Source organism: Streptococcus pseudopneumoniae (assembly GCF_001072315.1).
In the GTDB taxonomy this organism is placed as follows: domain Bacteria; phylum Bacillota; class Bacilli; order Lactobacillales; family Streptococcaceae; genus Streptococcus; species Streptococcus pseudopneumoniae_R.
On the sequence record NZ_JVLI01000205.1, the window covers coordinates 20,303 to 35,457 of the forward strand.

The 15,155-nt window shown below is 37.0% G+C and carries 15 protein-coding genes and 1 pseudogene; 11 read left to right on the forward strand and 5 right to left on the reverse strand.

All coding sequences use genetic code 11. The features are described 5' to 3' along the window. Positions 1-43 precede the first annotated feature (43 nt). The 10 genes and pseudogenes from ADH54_RS10430 (at position 44) to ADH54_RS10880 (ending at position 9,619) form a co-directional block, all read left to right on the forward strand. Positions 44-1,522, forward strand: a complete 1,479-nt coding sequence (locus ADH54_RS10430) for an ABC transporter substrate-binding protein (RefSeq protein WP_049525086.1) — start codon at positions 44-46, stop codon at positions 1,520-1,522. 267 nt (positions 1,523-1,789) lie between these two features. Next, positions 1,790-2,776 (forward strand): rhodanese-related sulfurtransferase, encoded by a 987-nt coding sequence (locus tag ADH54_RS10435; protein ID WP_049525087.1) that lies wholly within the window; start codon positions 1,790-1,792, stop codon positions 2,774-2,776. 91 nt (positions 2,777-2,867) lie between these two features. Beyond that, positions 2,868-3,066, forward strand: a pseudogene (locus ADH54_RS11670) (DUF4299 family protein); the annotation flags it as partial. Between the two features lie 124 nt (positions 3,067-3,190). Next, a complete protein-coding gene (locus ADH54_RS10445; RefSeq protein WP_049525088.1) occupies positions 3,191-4,114 on the forward strand; it encodes a helix-turn-helix domain-containing protein in 924 nt (307 codons plus the stop codon). 142 nt (positions 4,115-4,256) lie between these two features. Continuing rightward, positions 4,257-4,478, forward strand: a complete 222-nt coding sequence (locus tag ADH54_RS10450) for a hypothetical protein (protein WP_049525089.1) — start codon at positions 4,257-4,259, stop codon at positions 4,476-4,478. After that, a complete protein-coding gene (locus tag ADH54_RS10455) occupies positions 4,475-5,068 on the forward strand; it encodes a TlpA family protein disulfide reductase (protein WP_049525090.1) in 594 nt (197 codons plus the stop codon). The genes ADH54_RS10450 and ADH54_RS10455 overlap by 4 nt, the downstream gene beginning before the upstream one ends. A 358-nt stretch (positions 5,069-5,426) precedes the next feature. After that, the gene (locus tag ADH54_RS10460; RefSeq protein ID WP_049525091.1) at positions 5,427-6,290 is read left to right on the forward strand and encodes an ATP-binding cassette domain-containing protein; all 864 of its coding nucleotides are present in this window, start codon (positions 5,427-5,429) and stop codon (positions 6,288-6,290) included. Between the two features lie 23 nt (positions 6,291-6,313). Continuing rightward, on the forward strand, positions 6,314-7,006 hold the full coding sequence (locus tag ADH54_RS10465) for a hypothetical protein (RefSeq protein WP_049525092.1): 693 nt from the start codon (positions 6,314-6,316) through the stop codon (positions 7,004-7,006). Positions 7,007-7,014: 8 nt separating this feature from the next. Next, positions 7,015-7,596 carry a hypothetical protein gene (locus ADH54_RS10470; protein WP_049525093.1) on the forward strand — a complete coding sequence of 194 codons (582 nt, stop codon included), beginning with the start codon at positions 7,015-7,017 and terminating at the stop codon, positions 7,594-7,596. Next, the gene (locus ADH54_RS10880) at positions 7,589-9,619 is read left to right on the forward strand and encodes an ATP-binding cassette domain-containing protein (protein ID WP_065427382.1); all 2,031 of its coding nucleotides are present in this window, start codon (positions 7,589-7,591) and stop codon (positions 9,617-9,619) included. The genes ADH54_RS10470 and ADH54_RS10880 overlap by 8 nt, the downstream gene beginning before the upstream one ends. A 235-nt stretch (positions 9,620-9,854) precedes the next feature. On the opposite strand, the gene ADH54_RS10480 is transcribed toward ADH54_RS10880, so the two are convergent. The 5 genes from ADH54_RS10480 to ADH54_RS10500 form a co-directional block, all read right to left on the reverse strand. Next, positions 9,855-10,919, reverse strand: coding sequence for a DUF6574 domain-containing protein (locus tag ADH54_RS10480; protein ID WP_049525094.1), 1,065 nt, complete (start codon positions 10,917-10,919; stop codon positions 9,855-9,857). A 57-nt stretch (positions 10,920-10,976) separates the two neighbouring features. Then, positions 10,977-11,891, reverse strand: coding sequence for a DUF4097 family beta strand repeat-containing protein (locus ADH54_RS10485; protein ID WP_049525095.1), 915 nt, complete (start codon positions 11,889-11,891; stop codon positions 10,977-10,979). Further along, complete coding sequence (locus tag ADH54_RS10490; protein ID WP_049525096.1) at positions 11,884-12,477, reverse strand: DUF1700 domain-containing protein; 594 nt, start codon at positions 12,475-12,477, stop codon at positions 11,884-11,886. The genes ADH54_RS10485 and ADH54_RS10490 overlap by 8 nt, the downstream gene beginning before the upstream one ends. After that, positions 12,464-12,790: a PadR family transcriptional regulator gene (locus ADH54_RS10495; RefSeq protein WP_042901798.1), complete on the reverse strand. Its 327-nt coding sequence runs from the start codon at positions 12,788-12,790 to the stop codon at positions 12,464-12,466. The genes ADH54_RS10490 and ADH54_RS10495 overlap by 14 nt, the downstream gene beginning before the upstream one ends. Positions 12,791-12,929: 139 nt before the next feature. After that, the gene (locus tag ADH54_RS10500; protein ID WP_049525097.1) at positions 12,930-14,096 is read right to left on the reverse strand and encodes a CynX/NimT family MFS transporter; all 1,167 of its coding nucleotides are present in this window, start codon (positions 14,094-14,096) and stop codon (positions 12,930-12,932) included. Positions 14,097-14,250: 154 nt separating this feature from the next. Here ADH54_RS10500 and ADH54_RS10505 point away from each other — a divergent pair, with 154 nt between their 5' ends. After that, entirely contained in the window at positions 14,251-15,081 is an 831-nt protein-coding gene (locus ADH54_RS10505) for a glycosyltransferase (protein ID WP_049525098.1), read from the forward strand. Positions 15,082-15,155: the final 74 nt, after the last annotated feature.

Sequence of the window (15,155 nt, forward strand, 5' to 3'; positions counted from 1 at the left end):
TTACATTGTTTATAAGTTTAAAAATAAAAAAGGAGTTTTTGTCATGAAAAACTGGAAAAAATATGCTTTTGTATCTGCTAGTGTAGTCGCTTTGGCTGCTGGTCTCGTTGCTTGTGGAAACCTTTCAGGTAACAAAAAGGCTGCTGACTCAGCTTCAGGTGATAAGACTGTTATCAAAATGTACCAAATCGGTGACAAACCAGATAACTTAGATGAATTGCTAGAAAATGCTAACAAAATCATCGGTGAAAAAGTTGGTGCTAAATTGGATATCCAATACCTTGGCTGGGGTGACTATGATAAGAAAATGTCAGTTATCACATCATCTGGTGAAAACTACGATATCGCCTTTGCATCTAACTATGTTGTAAATGCTCAAAAAGGTGCCTATGCTGACTTGACTGACTTGTATAAGAAAGAAGGAGCAGAGCTTTATAAAGCACTTGACCCAGCTTACATCAAAGGTAACAGCATTAACGGTAAAATTTACGCAGTTCCAGTTGCAGCCAACGTTGCATCATCTCAAAACTTCGCCTTCAACGGAACTCTTCTTGCTAAATACGGTATCGATATTTCAGGTGTCACTTCATATGAAACACTTGAACCAGTCTTGAAACAAATCAAAGAAAAAGCTCCAGATGTAGTGCCATTTGCGGTTACTAAGAACTTCATCCCATCTGATAACTTTGACTACCCAGTTCCAAATGGACTTCCATTCGTTATCGACCTTGAAGGGGACACTACTAAGATCGTAAACCGTTACGAAGTGCCTCGCTTTAAAGAACACTTGAAGACTCTTCACAAATTCTATGAAGCTGGATACATTCCAAAAGACGTAGCAACAAGCGATACTTCATTTGACCTTCAACAAGATACTTGGTTCGTTCGTGAAGAAACAGTAGGACCAGCTGACTACGGTAACAGCTTGCTTTCACGTGTTGCAAACAAAGACATCCAAATCAAACCAATCACTAACTTCATCAAGAAAAACCAAACAACACAAGTTGCTAACTTTGTCATCTCAAACAACTCTAAGAACAAAGAAAAATCAATGGAAGTGTTGAACCTCTTGAACACGAACCCAGAACTCTTGAACGGTCTTGTTTACGGTCCAGAAGGCAAGAACTGGGAAAAAATTTCAGGTAAAGAAAACCGTGTTCGTGTCCTTGATGGCTACAAAGGAAACACTCACATGGGTGGATGGAATACTGGTAACAACTGGATCCTTTACATCAACGAAAACGTTACAGACCAACAAATCGAAGATTCTAAGAAACAATTGGCTGAAGCTAAAGAATCTCCAGCACTTGGATTCATCTTTAACACTGACAATGTGAAATCTGAAATCTCAGCTATCTCTAACACAATGCAACAATTCGATACAGCTATCAACACTGGTACTGTAGACCCAGACAAAGCTATTCCAGAATTGATGGAAAAATTGAAATCTGAAGGTGCCTACGAAAAAGTATTGAACGAAATGCAAAAACAATACGATGAATTCTTGAAAAACAAAAAATAATCAGCTAAATTGATTTCGTGTATTCATTCCTAATTCCTAAAAACTGAATCACTGTTTTCCTCAGACTTATCTGGGGGAGGCAGTGATTTTTTGAAACGAGAGCATAGATATTCATGTTCCTCTTTTCCTTATTTTAACCATTCAGGAAATATTAAGAACCCTCTACAATTTCCAGTCAAATAAATTGCATTCGTTTTCTCAAGCAGGTATACTTATAGTTAGATGAAAAATTCTGAAAATTTAAGAATAGAAAAGAGAACAAATCTTATGGCAAAAGATATTCGTGTCTTACTTTACTACCTTTATACTCCAATTGAAAATGCAGAGCAATTTGCTGCAGACCACTTGGCTTTCTGTAAATCAATCGGCCTTAAAGGTCGTATCCTAGTCGCTGACGAGGGAATTAACGGAACAGTTTCAGGTGACTACGAAACAACTCAAAAATACATGGATTACGTTCACAGCCTTCCAGGTATGGAAGACCTCTGGTTCAAGATTGACGAAGAAAATGAACAGGCCTTCAAGAAGATGTTTGTTCGCTACAAGAAAGAAATTGTCCACCTTGGTTTGGAAGACAATGACTTCGACAACGATATCAACCCACTTGAAACAACAGGTGCTTACTTGTCACCAAAAGAGTTTAAGGAAGCTCTCCTAGACGAAGATACAGTGGTCCTTGATACTCGTAATGACTATGAGTATGACCTTGGACATTTCCGTGGGGCTATCCGTCCAGACATTCGCAACTTCCGTGAGTTGCCACAGTGGGTTCGTGATAACAAGGAAAAATTCATGGACAAGCGCGTCGTGGTTTACTGTACAGGTGGTGTTCGCTGTGAGAAATTCTCAGGCTGGATGGTCCGTGAAGGCTACAAAGATGTTGGTCAATTACACGGAGGAATTGCAACTTACGGTAAAGATCCAGAAGTCCAAGGTGAGCTTTGGGATGGGAAAATGTACGTCTTTGACGAGCGTATTGCCGTAGATGTCAACCATGTCAACCCAACCATCGTAGGGAAAGACTGGTTTGATGGAACACCATGTGAACGTTATGTCAACTGTGGAAATCCATTCTGTAATCGTCGTATCTTGACATCAGAAGAAAATGAAGACAAGTACCTTCGTGGATGCTCACACGAGTGCCGTGTTCACCCACGTAACCGCTATGTTTCAGAAAATGAATTGACACAAGCTGAAGTTGTCGAGCGCCTAGACGCTATCGGTGAAAGCTTGGATCAAGTAGCTACTGTATAAGATTAAACAGTCCTTAGGGGCTGTTTTTCTATGCTTTTTACTCAAAAATCTAAAGTTTGTTTCTGTATCTTTCAGAAAAATAAGGTATACTATATGTAAACGATTTCAAATTAGTTTAGTTATGGTGAAAACATTTTTTATTCCAAATAAACAGAGCATTTTAGGAGAACAGGAAATTTTGACTGCCAAGTCTATCTTGGTCTTGGTGGATGGTTTGGAGTCGCATAGCTATGATGCTATCTATCTATCTCCGTCAGCCTCTTAATCGTCTCGAGTATATCGAGTGTGCGAAAGATGGTTTAGTCTTGTTAAGTTTTGTAATATAAAATTTTAAGAATTGCTTAGTTCAATAAAAAACAGCATAATATAAAAAATATAATATTGTTCGGTAACTAATTATCAGGAGATTTTAAGATGGATATAAAAATAGAAGTAGGTAAAAGAATCCGAATGTTGCGAGAGATGAAACATATCACTCGTGAAACTCTTTGTGATGATGAAACTGAGATAACGGTGCGCCAATTAGCACGGATTGAATCAGGTCAGTCTTCCCCGAGTTTATCCAAGGTAGAGTATATAGCTTACAAACTAGGCTGTCCAATTTCACATATAGTAGATATGGATCATATGATTTTACCCTCCGAGTACTTGATATTAAAGGATAAACTCATTAAGTTTCAAACTTATGGAGATGATGATAGAATCCAAGTTAAGGAAGAGTTGTTTGAAAGAGTTTACGAACACTATTATGACAGTCTACCTGAGGATGAGCAGATTGCAGTTAGTGCCTTACAAGCTAGTTTTGATGTCTTTGTAAGTGAAGATGCAGGTTTTGGCGATGCTTTGCTGGATGAATATTTTGAACAAGTAAAGATAAGGAAAAACTATTCGGTGAATGATTTGCTTCTTATAAAATTGTACTTTGTTTCGTGTTTAGCAAGACCGATTGGGTATAATCATGAACTGTTTTGGATGCTTTCTAAAAAACTTATAAGAGAAACAAATTCATCAGATTTAGAGACAGCTTATATGTTAAAGAGAACAGTGCTTGATTCTTTAGCTGTTCAATGGATGGAAAAATCTTACTCCACTTTTGAGCCTTATGTTAAGGCGATGAACACGCTGATGATTTTATCGCAGGATTTTCAAAACAAGCCAATTGTTGATATGCTAGATGCTATGCGTACCTTATTTCATAAACGGGATAAGGAAAAAGCCATCCGCTTATACGATAGAGCTATTATTTGTGCTCAAGCATTTGGAGACCAAGTATTAGAAGCGCGTATATTGGGAGAAAAAGAAAGAGATTTAAAAACGTTTGAGGAAATGGAGAACTAACATGACATTTTTGTCATGTTTTTTTGTTTTTGAAAGCGCTATACTTTAATCATAAGGAACAAGAGATAAGGAGGAAAGAAAAATGTTTGGATTTGAAGTATTCTTAAGTCTTAGTTTTTGGTTTTCTGGATAGGAGATAGAAATGGAAGATTTTAGTATCTCGCTAGAGACGTTTACACAAACTCGCCACAGTTTGCTGTTTCGAAATAACACGGCGGAGCAAAAGTTGGTACAAATAGAGTTGAATAAGGAACTATTCCGTTTAGCTATTTTAGATGCAGGCGAAGAGCGAGTTTTAATCTTACCAGAAGAATTATCTATTATCGAAAGTTTTAAAATTTCAGAAGTGGAGGACGATCCATGATGTCAAAAAAACATGTTGTAGAGACAATGTTTCTTCTTGTGATAGCATCTTTATTTTTAGCAGGATTTTACTATCAAAACCAGGAATCTCATCATCAAGAAGAAACAGCGCAAGAGCTCCTCTTAAAAAAAGAGGAGGAAATAAAGCAATATATTTCAAAAACTAAAAATACAACATTCAAGAATGCATTGTTAACCTCTAATGAGGGAGAACAGGTTCAACTATCAGATTATAAGTTTAGACCAAAGGTTGTGGTATTCTGGGCTAGTTGGTGTCCTGATTGTCAAAAAGAGCTCCCAATCATTCAGCACCTTTATGATAAATATCAAGATAAAGTTGATTTCTTTATGGTGGATATAGTTGATGGGGAGCGTGAAACAATTGAAACCTCTCATCAATTTTTAATGGATCGGGGTTTTACCTTTCCAGTTTATATAGATCAAGATTTACAAGCTTTTAAGTTTTTTGATGTAAAAGCTATTCCAACTATCTTTATAGTGGATAAAGATGGAATAGTGAAAGAAATTTATGTAGAACAAGGAAGCGAAGAAATGTTATCTAAAGATTTAAAACAGTTAATAAATAACTGAAATGAGAATCTCATTTGGTTATTATAAAAAATTTTTTAAAAGGAGGGTTTTCTGATGAGAAAACTAACTGGACGTGTCAAAAGACACATTGTAGCAGGTCGCTTTTGTATTATAGGTCTTCGATATGGAGTAGGTATATTTTGTTGGGATTAAAAGGAGGGTTAAGTAATGAAAAAACTAAGTAATAAACATAAAAAACACATTGTGGCAGGTCAATTTTGTGCTGTTTCACCACTCGGTATTTATGGAATGCTCACAGGTATTGGGTTCTTCTGTTGGAGTTAATGTAAGCTAAAAATCTCTGGCAGGGTTCATTCCTTGTCAGAGACTTTTTTAATATAATGAACGGAGAGAAACTATGAATCGTGTGATTTTAAGTCTTAAAGATATTGATAAAACATATGGGAAAGAACAGGTTCTACATAATATTTCCTTTGATATTGAGCAAGGGGAAATATGTGGTCTTATCGGTGAAAATGGTGCTGGAAAGACAACCTTAATGAGAATTCTTCTAGGACTAATTCGAGCTGATAAGGGAGAAATCGAGAGTGTTTCGCAGCATAAGATTGGTAGTATTATCGAATCACCTGCCCTCTATCCAAACTTGACTGGACGTCAACACCTGCAATATTATAAAACAAGATTTGGTTTAAAGACAGATATCATAAAAATGTTGGAATTGGTTCACTTGCCTGAACCGTCATGGGATCGAAAAGTAAAAAACTATTCCCTTGGAATGAAGCAAAGACTATCGATAGCAATTGCTCTTTTGGATAATCCAGAGCTTATTATCTTAGATGAACCAGTGAATGGTTTAGATCCTCAAGGGATTTCAGATTTAAGAAAAATGATTTTGAATTTAAGGGATCAGTTGGGAGTTACCTTTTTGATTTCAAGCCATATCCTATCGGAGTTGGAGTTTATAACAGATAAGTATATCATTATGAAAAAGGGAAAAATTCTAAATGTGATGAGTTCAAAAGAGCTAGCAAATGATTTGTCGGAAAAGCTCTTCCTTAAGACGAGTGCTAATCAGATTCTAAAAATGTTTTTAAAAGAAGAGGGCATTGTTCATTTTGAACAGGATGACTATCTGGTTGTGCCAGAAAAGGAAAAATTAATGGCTATCTTGGAATATAGTGTTACTTCAAAACTAGTGATACAGGATATTTATATTAAGAAGGAACGCTTTGAGGACTACTATTTGCGTAATATTATCTGATGATTTAAGAAAGGAGGAGAGTCATGAATTCTCTTAAAGCAGATATGTATAAATTTTACTGGGAAAAAAGAGGAGTACTTCCTAGTTTGTTGATAGGATTATTGATTTTGTTATTCTCCTTATTTTTTAAGTCATCGAATGAAGATGAACCAGCATTTCGAGTATTGATTTCAAATGTGAGTGGTTTTATTCCTTTGCTTTTTATCTCTACTAATTTATTTTTCTGGGGGGAAGATTATAGTTTCCGTACGATTAACATTCTCCTCACAAAAGAAAAACAACGATGGAAGTTATTTTTATATAAAACTTTGGGAGCCTTTTGTTTGTCTTTCCTATATGTAACTATTTTTTATAGTTTAACAGCTCTTGTCTATTTGGAGGGAGACTTGGTGTTGATTGTTTCGACATTTTTACATCAACTACCATACTATTTGGTTATTATCAGTATCTCATTATTAATTTTTCAAATATTTGATAAGGTTTATGAATCATGTATGATTTATATACTCTATATTTTACTGTTTGATAACCTATTGGTTTATGTCCTTCCAAACTCTGGTGAGAGTGTGAGAGACTATTTATTAATGACTTTAAATTTGAAAACTTCCCCTGGAGTAAGTCAATTTACCCTTACGAATGTAGGCTATCCTATATGGGTAAGTATAGCAGTGATTATACTTGCGTTTGTTGTATTCAGTAAAAAAGAATTTAAGTAGGAGTACTAATGATGAAAAAAATAGGAATTGTAATTGGGCTGTTGTTACTGTTTGTAGTGGCTGGAATTTTATTAACCTTAAAACGAGGAGAGACGACAATCAGTGTAAAACAATCGTGGGCTCTTTCTTCTAAAAGTATTAAAACGTTAGAGTTTTATGGTTCAAAGCAAGCAATTGATGTTAAAGTTGTCAAGAGTGAATCAGATGAAACAAGTGTTCAAATAGAAGGAAAAGTTTCCGAAGAATCAGTGAATAACATAACTAAAAACGTTAAAATGAGTTCAGATAGTCTATATATTCCATTTTCACAACATGGCTTTAATTTGGCTTTGAGTTCACAAGGGAAAGACAAGTTATATATAACCATTTCCTTAGGGAAAAATGCAACTTTCGAAAAAATTTTTGTAGATACTCTTGTTGGCGATGTATCTATTACAGTTCCTGAAGACTTTGATGGAATCTATACTTTACATACAAATAATACAGGAGAAGTTTTAAGGGTTCCTACGACAAATCAAACTTCGAATAGCGTCATTGAAGTTGATGGTTATAGTAAGATAAGTGTTGAAAAAGGAGAAAATAATGGTTAGTCACTATAAACAAGCAACTTTGCTGGATTGTGGAATGGCTTGTGTAAAGACAATCATTTCTTACTATTTCCCAAAATTAGAACATTTAGATAGTCTACAATTTGATAACAATAACCACCAAGGACTGTCTTTGTTTGATATAGAAGATATACTAAAAAGCTATGGTATTGATGCGGACTCTTATCAAATTGAGACTCCTAGTTTGTTAAACAATGTATCATTTCCTTATTTACTGGTAGTAGAAAGAGCTAGCTTGCCTCATTATATCGTCGTGTTGGATGGAGACAGTAGTTCATTGATTGTTTCTGATCCTGCAAATGAGGAAATTGAGAAAATTTCAAGATTAGAACTTTTTAGTCAGAGTGTAGGAATTATTTTAATTCCTCAAAAGAATGAGAATGTTAATTCAGAAGATAGAAAAGATATTGTTACGATAAGCTATGCAGATAAGTTATATCATAGATTTCTAGCTTCACTTGGTTGGAAGAGAAAATTGGCAATCTTTTTCTTGGGATTAGCTAAAATTAGTTTACCTATTGCTATTGCTTTTTTACTACAAATAACAATGTCTGGTCTACTTAACATTCAGTTTAGTATTCAACTATTTACCCTAGCTTCAATAATATTAGCTTCATATTTGTATTGGCAGTTCTCTATATTAGAAACGAGATTAAAAGGAAAGATTGAGAATGATTTTTTAAATGATATTCTGTCCTCTTTTTATAAGAACCAATTAAATGATTTTTCTTTAACTAAGAATTATGAGTATGTTAGTAGTTATTTTTGGAATTTGTTGTTATCAGCAACAGGTATTATGCAAAAATTTTACTTAAAGGTACAGCTTTTAGTGTTCTGTTTGCTACTGTTATTGCTATTAAAATTGAATGTTATTATTTTCACAGTTACATGCGTATCTATAGCTATTCTTGGTTTATATGTCAATTTTGAGATGCGAAAAGTTGTAAAAAATCAGCGAGAATTTATTGCTAATAGTTCTAACTTTAGTTCTCTTGTAGAAAATACAATTTATGGTTTGCAAGATATTATAAGTTTCCAAAAATCTAGTGACTTCATCAAAGAATTTGATGAAAGACTCAATGAACTGTTGGGAACGAAACTAGATAGTACACATATTACCAATAGATTATTAGCTTCTACGCAGATATTTATTGGTTTAACTGGTTCATTTTTGCTTGCTACTGTAAATATTATTAGAGATTACGCACATATATCAGAGTATGCAAATAGTATTTTGATTCTATTACTGTTATCCAGCATTTTAAATTCTTTAATTACATCTTGGGTAGCATTGAAAAAAAGTCAATATTCCTTTGAGTTTATTGGACTAGAGGAAGTAGGGATGGAAAGTAATCTTGCTACCATTCCAGTATCTAAAATTGAACAATTGTCATGCCGGAATTTATGTAAAAAATGGGATGAAAGATTGGTGTTTACTAAATTAAATTTTGAGTTCAATAGTGGTGAATTAACCGTTATTACAGGCGGGAATGGAACTGGGAAATCATCTCTTTTGAATATTATTCAGGGATTATCTTCTCCAACAGAGGGTGATATTGTACTGAATGAAATGGAAAGTTTTTCTACTTTAGAGGAGACTAATATTTTAGATTATTTAAGCGTGTATTCATCTGAATTTCATGTATTCCCTGGAAGTGTTTCAAAAAATATTAATTTCACTCTATTTAATAAGGAAAACTATGAATCAAATAATCTTGATAGTCTGAATCTCAATATAGCTCTGAGTCATCAGATTGATGGGAAAGCCACAAATATTTCGCAAGGTCAGAAACAAAAAATTCTACTCATGAGGAGTTTATCGCAAGAAAAGGATATCTATCTATTCGATGAGCCTACAGGAAATTTGGACAGAAATTCAACGGAATTATTTCTAAATGAGGTTGAGAAATTAGTGAACGAGGAAAAGATTGTTATTGTCGTGACTCATGATAAGGATGTTATTGCTAGAGCAAGCAAAGTTATTAATATGGATGAATTTCATTAAAAGTTAAAAAATGGATATTGGTGGTTTCTAATCTTAATTTTACATATAACTAGTTTGCATAAAATGTGGAATAACGAACTTCATAGCAACTTTATCATACTACTGAACTCTAGGAATACAACCCATCTTAGACAAAGATTTTAAAGCATTAGCACAAGAAGAGTAAATCAGAAGCAGGTCAATCGACTTGCTTTTTGGTATAGAAAAATCCTGCCATGGATGACAGGATTGAATCTTAAAGAAAGGCCAAGATACGAAGATAATCTCCAATCAGTGCGACTTCAGCTACAAAGAAGAGGAGGATAATGACTCCGTTCACAAGGACAGACAAGAATAACTGATAAAAGGAGTCGGTTTCACTTGCTTGACTTGGTCTTGTAATAATATGGAGACTAGCAAGCAGAATGATCCCAATGCTAATCACACACAAAAGGGCTGTAAATCGTAGGCTGTCAAAGAAGGCAAAGAAACTAGCAGTAGCAGTGAGGAAGATTGGAATTGCCAAGAGTTGACTATATTGTTGGAGAACCTTTTCTAGCGTCCAGTCCTTTTCTTGGTAGATAAATCGTCTCACAACGAAACTACCCAAGAGGAATGAAAAGAAGAAGAGTGTTGTCGCTACTAGGATAGAGATGATAGAAAAGAGAGTTAAAGGAGCTAGCTGCTCAGGGAAGTGGCTGTTGATAGTTGCTATATGTCCATAGTAGGCTTGTTTGATGTGATAGATACTAAAGAAAAAGGAAGATGCAGAAAACAGAATGAGCAAGAGAAAGGCTGTGTAACTGTGTGTGCTACTTGTTTCAAGCTTGCTTGTAGGAGATTTGATCGCTTCCACTAGCCAAGACCAAAAATCAAGCACTTGCTCTTTCCATTTATCCGTAGATTTTGGAGCTTGGTCGGGGATATAAGGACTTTCTAAGGATTTGCTGATAAGAAGTGGCTCTTTCGTAGTTGTTTTTTGCTGCGGAAGTGCTTCTTGACTCTCTTCAGCTATAGTGACTTTTTCTGTTTCTTTAGAAAGGTCTGGCTCTTCTTCAGTAGAATTAGATGCCTTCTTTTCTTCTATTTCTGTTCTCGCTTCACTGTCTTCAGGCGTTTCAATTGTCTCTTCTTGCTGGCTTTCCAGTTCGACTGCAGCTTGAGAGACTTCCTCCTCTACTTGAGTATTTTTTTCAATTGGTGTATCGAGATCGGCTATCATTTCTTCAGCCTTGTCTGCAATCTCTTGAGCTTGCTCTTCAGGCTTGTTCTTGCTTGTTGTTTTTACAAAATCATTACTTTCAAACCATTCTTGTTTCATGGTAGAACCTCCTTTTTAGTTGGATATACGTTATTGTGGTCGATATAAATAGGTTTGTTAAGGTCTGTTGGCTGTAGTTTCAAGACTAATATAATCTTCAGCCCTAGCTATGAGTTGACCTTTTGTATCAGTTTTTTCAGTTTTGTAAGGGTTACTTAATTCGTTGGGGTGGCGTTGACTCTCGTCTTTCGATAACTGATAAATAGGACCATAGTGACTTGAGAGGTCCAAGTTGATTTCTTGGCTTTCTTTTTGAGTTAGCTTGATACTGAGTTCCTTTTTAGAAGTTAGTTCTACCTTACCATATACTTTAATATTGTCAACGTAGAAGTGGTTCTTTGTTGACTCTAACTGACTATCTGTAAGGTCTGTATCAAAGATATTAATGATATTAGGGGTTGTGAGTTTACTGTTTTTGATACGACTTCCTTCAATTCGGAGGAGATAGCCATTATTGGTATTGAGGGTCGCATTTTCAAGGCTGGCATTGGTGATACTGGTTTGACCGCGATTTGCTGAGATGTTGATTCCTTTTAGACTTCTTCCTTTTGGTAATTGGAGAATAACTTCTTCAAAACGACGAGAGTAGCTGCTTGCGATATGGAGAATCCCGCCAATTCCAGAAGAAAGAAATGGACTTTCAGACAGTTTCTTATCAGTGAGGCTTAAAGTTTTATCGTTCCGATTTGTGATAAGATCATGGTGATTAGAAAGAGATGGATGGTAAGAAATGTGGATTTGATCATCGAAAGAGTCTGTGATGGTCAGTGCGTGTTGATGGAGAGTAATCTCTAGGTTTTCGACTTCCTTGCCAAAGGTCAACTCTTCCATCCGACTATCATAGACAGGCTCCTTGGACATGGCAAGTAGGCTCTTGATCCCGTCAGATTGGATCCCTACAAAGAGCAGGATAAAGCCAATAATGGTAGTCACCACACCAAAAATGAGAAATCCTTTTGTCAATTTACGCATGCTGGTCACCTCTCTTTCCTTTTTTGAGAACAAATTGCACCAGGCGAACAATGAGTAGACCGAAGAAGCGAGCTACATAGGAAATACCTAGTAAGACTAGTGAAGAAGCACCGATAGCCAGTAAACCAGCACCAAAAATCAAGATAAAGGCTGATTTGGCTTGGGCTAGGACAGTGAAACTTTCAACTAAAAATAAGAATCCGCCGATGATACCCAGTATGGAAACCGCAAAGAAAGCCAAGATGACAGTCAAGGCTGCCACAAAGATTGCGAACAGGGACACGAGGATGGCGATTCCCAGAGGAATGCCGATGGGTGCTGCAAGGAGGGCTAACAAGGCGATATGCAAAATTTGTCGGTTATTTTTTTGAGCGGGTGCCTCATTGATTTTTTTATCGAGAAGATTGGAGAGAACTTCGTGGGCCGCTTCTTTGGGAGTTCCTAAACTAGCGATGAGTTCCTCTTCTCCCTCGACTCCAGCATCGTCAAAGAGTTCTCTGAAATAGTCCATGGCTTCGATTTGGTCAGCCTGAGGCAGTTTTTTGAGATAGAGTTCTAGCTGAGTCAGGTATTCAGTTCTTGTCATGGCGGATACTCCCTTCTATGATGCCATTGATGGTGTCTGTATAGAGTGTCCATTCATCTTTTAGGGTCAAGAGTTGCTCTATACCACCATTTGTCAAGGAGTAGTATTTGCGCATGCGACCTTGGAACTCTCTAGAGTAGGTTATCAGAAAGCTATTGCCTTCCAATTTTTTGAGAATGGGATAGAGTGTGGATTCTTTGATATTAGCGATCAGCTTAATGGTCTGGCTAATCTCATAACCATAAGAATCCCCTTTTTCCAGTACGGCCAAGATGAGAAATTCAATCAAGGCAGAGGATGTTGGGAAGTACATGGGAAACCTCCTTTTCTAATGTGTAAGATTTTTATATATAATTTTTCTACACATACATTGTACAACTAAAAGAAAGCCCTGTCAAGAGAAATGTGTAAAATTTTTATATATAAAAAAACTTCTAGGAAAAACTAGAAGTTTAGAGGATCTTATCCGCTCTGTCCACTGTAAAGAGGGCCACAGTCATCAGAATATCGACGAGTAAGAGGGCAGCTACAGCTGGTACCCAAGAGTGGAAAAAGTCAAAACTGTAACCAAAGAGAGTCGGACCAAAGGCTGCTAGGATATAGCCTCCTGTTTGAGATAAACCAGACAATTGGGCTGTCTTTTCAGGGGCGCTTGTCTTGAGTGAAAAGTTGACCATGAGATAAGGGAAGAGGGCGCTTGTTGCGGTTCCGATGAGGAGATGGATGGCAAGCCAGTAAAAGAAATTACCGACTGGGAAAAAGAGCATGGAAATGCCGACCACACCAGCTAGTGAAACCAGAGTGAGCATGAGCTGACGGTTGCGAGTAGATAAGCTGGTTGTCAGGCTTGGAATGGTCATTGAAAAAGGGATGCTAATCAGCGAGAAGATAGATGTCAGCAAGCCAGCTTCGTGGCTGGATAGGCCTGCGTGGATAGCCATGGTAGGTAGCCAGGTCATAGCAGTGTAAAAGAGCAAGGATTGAAAACCTGCAAAGACAATCACTGCCCAGACCTGTTTATTACGCATGACCTTTGTTTGGCTTTTTTGTTTGGTTTGTGGAGCCAGTCTGTGATTGTAGCGGTGATTAGGCAACCAGACCAAAAAAGTTGCTAGACAGAGCAGGGTGAGGAGGATGATAAGGCCTTTCCAAGAACTGGCTTGTGTAATGGGCACAGCTAGATAGGAGGCCAGAGCCGTTGCAATCCCCATAGAGGTTACATATAAGGTGGTCAGAAAACCAATCTTCTTTGGTTGATTGGCTTGGATAAGACTAGGAAGCAGTACATTGATGACTGCGATACTTGCCCCAACCATCAAGGTTCCTAGATAGAGCAGGGGCAGATTGATTAGTCGAATGAGAGAACCGATGGTTAAGAAGAAAAGGCTATAGGTAAAGAGATGCTCCAAGCCGATTTTCTGAGCCAGTCGGGTAGAAAATGGTGAGAAGAGGGTAAACATGAGGAGGGGAAGGCTGGTCAGGATACCAAGCGAACTAACTTCTACTCCCAGCCCTTGCGAAATATCTCCCAAAATAATGGGTAAAACAGTAAAAGGAGTCCGCAAGGAAACACCAATCAGGATAATACCTGGAACAAAAAAGAGTGATTGCTTTTTCATATAATACCTCTTCTAGCTGATTTTAATAACAGCTTATTTTAAGGTTTTTTGACTATAATGTCAAGTAAGGTTTCTGGCTTTCAAGATAAAAATGGGAAAGTCTTGAAAATTATGATAAAATAGTGGAAGGAAATCTATACATTGGAGAAAAACTGTGTCTGAAAAGCAAAAAATCAGCGTATTGATGTCGGTCTATATCAAGGAAAATCCGACATTTTTAAAGGATGCTATTGAGAGTGTTCAAAATCAGACTCTGAAACCGAGCGAGTTGGTTCTGGTTGAGGATGGGCCTTTGACACCTGAGCTCTATCAAGTATTAGACCAGCTTGAAGCTGAGTCTGATATTCCAGTGAAACGCTATCCTCTTGAGCAGAATCAAGGTTTGGGTCTGGCTCTTCGTCAGGGTGTTTTGCAGTGTCAGTATGATATTATTGCCCGTATGGATACGGATGATATAGCAGTTCCAGATCGTTTTGAGAAACAGGTTCAGCTAATGGAGAAGGACAAGCTCGACCTATTAGGTGGACATATTGCAGAGTTTATTGACAATCCTGATGAGATTGTTTCTTACCGTCGTGTTCCAACTCAGCATGCAGATATTGTAGCTTATCAAAGGATGAGAAGTGCCTTTAACCACATGACTGTCATGTTCAAGAAGGACATGGTTCTCAAGGCAGGCAACTATGAGGATGGCCTTTATATGGAGGATGACCTCCTCTGGCTCAATATGATTGCTGCAGGAGCCAAGACTGGAAATCTGGATCAAATCTTGTGTAAGGTTCGTGTCGGAGCAGGGATGTTTGAGCGTCGTGGGGGACTGCGTTACCTCAAACTCTATCGTCAAGCTCGTCAGCGCATGCTGAAGAGAGGGCAAATTTCTTACATGGAGTATGCCAAGAGTGTTTCCATTCAGATGGTTGTTGCTCTTTGTCCAGGATTTGTCCGACAGTTTATTTTTATGAAACTGTTACGAAAAAGCAATTAAAAGATTGTAGCAAATCGTAAGCTTTAGAAAAAGTGTTATAATAACAATATAAATATCCGACTCTTTTAAGGAGG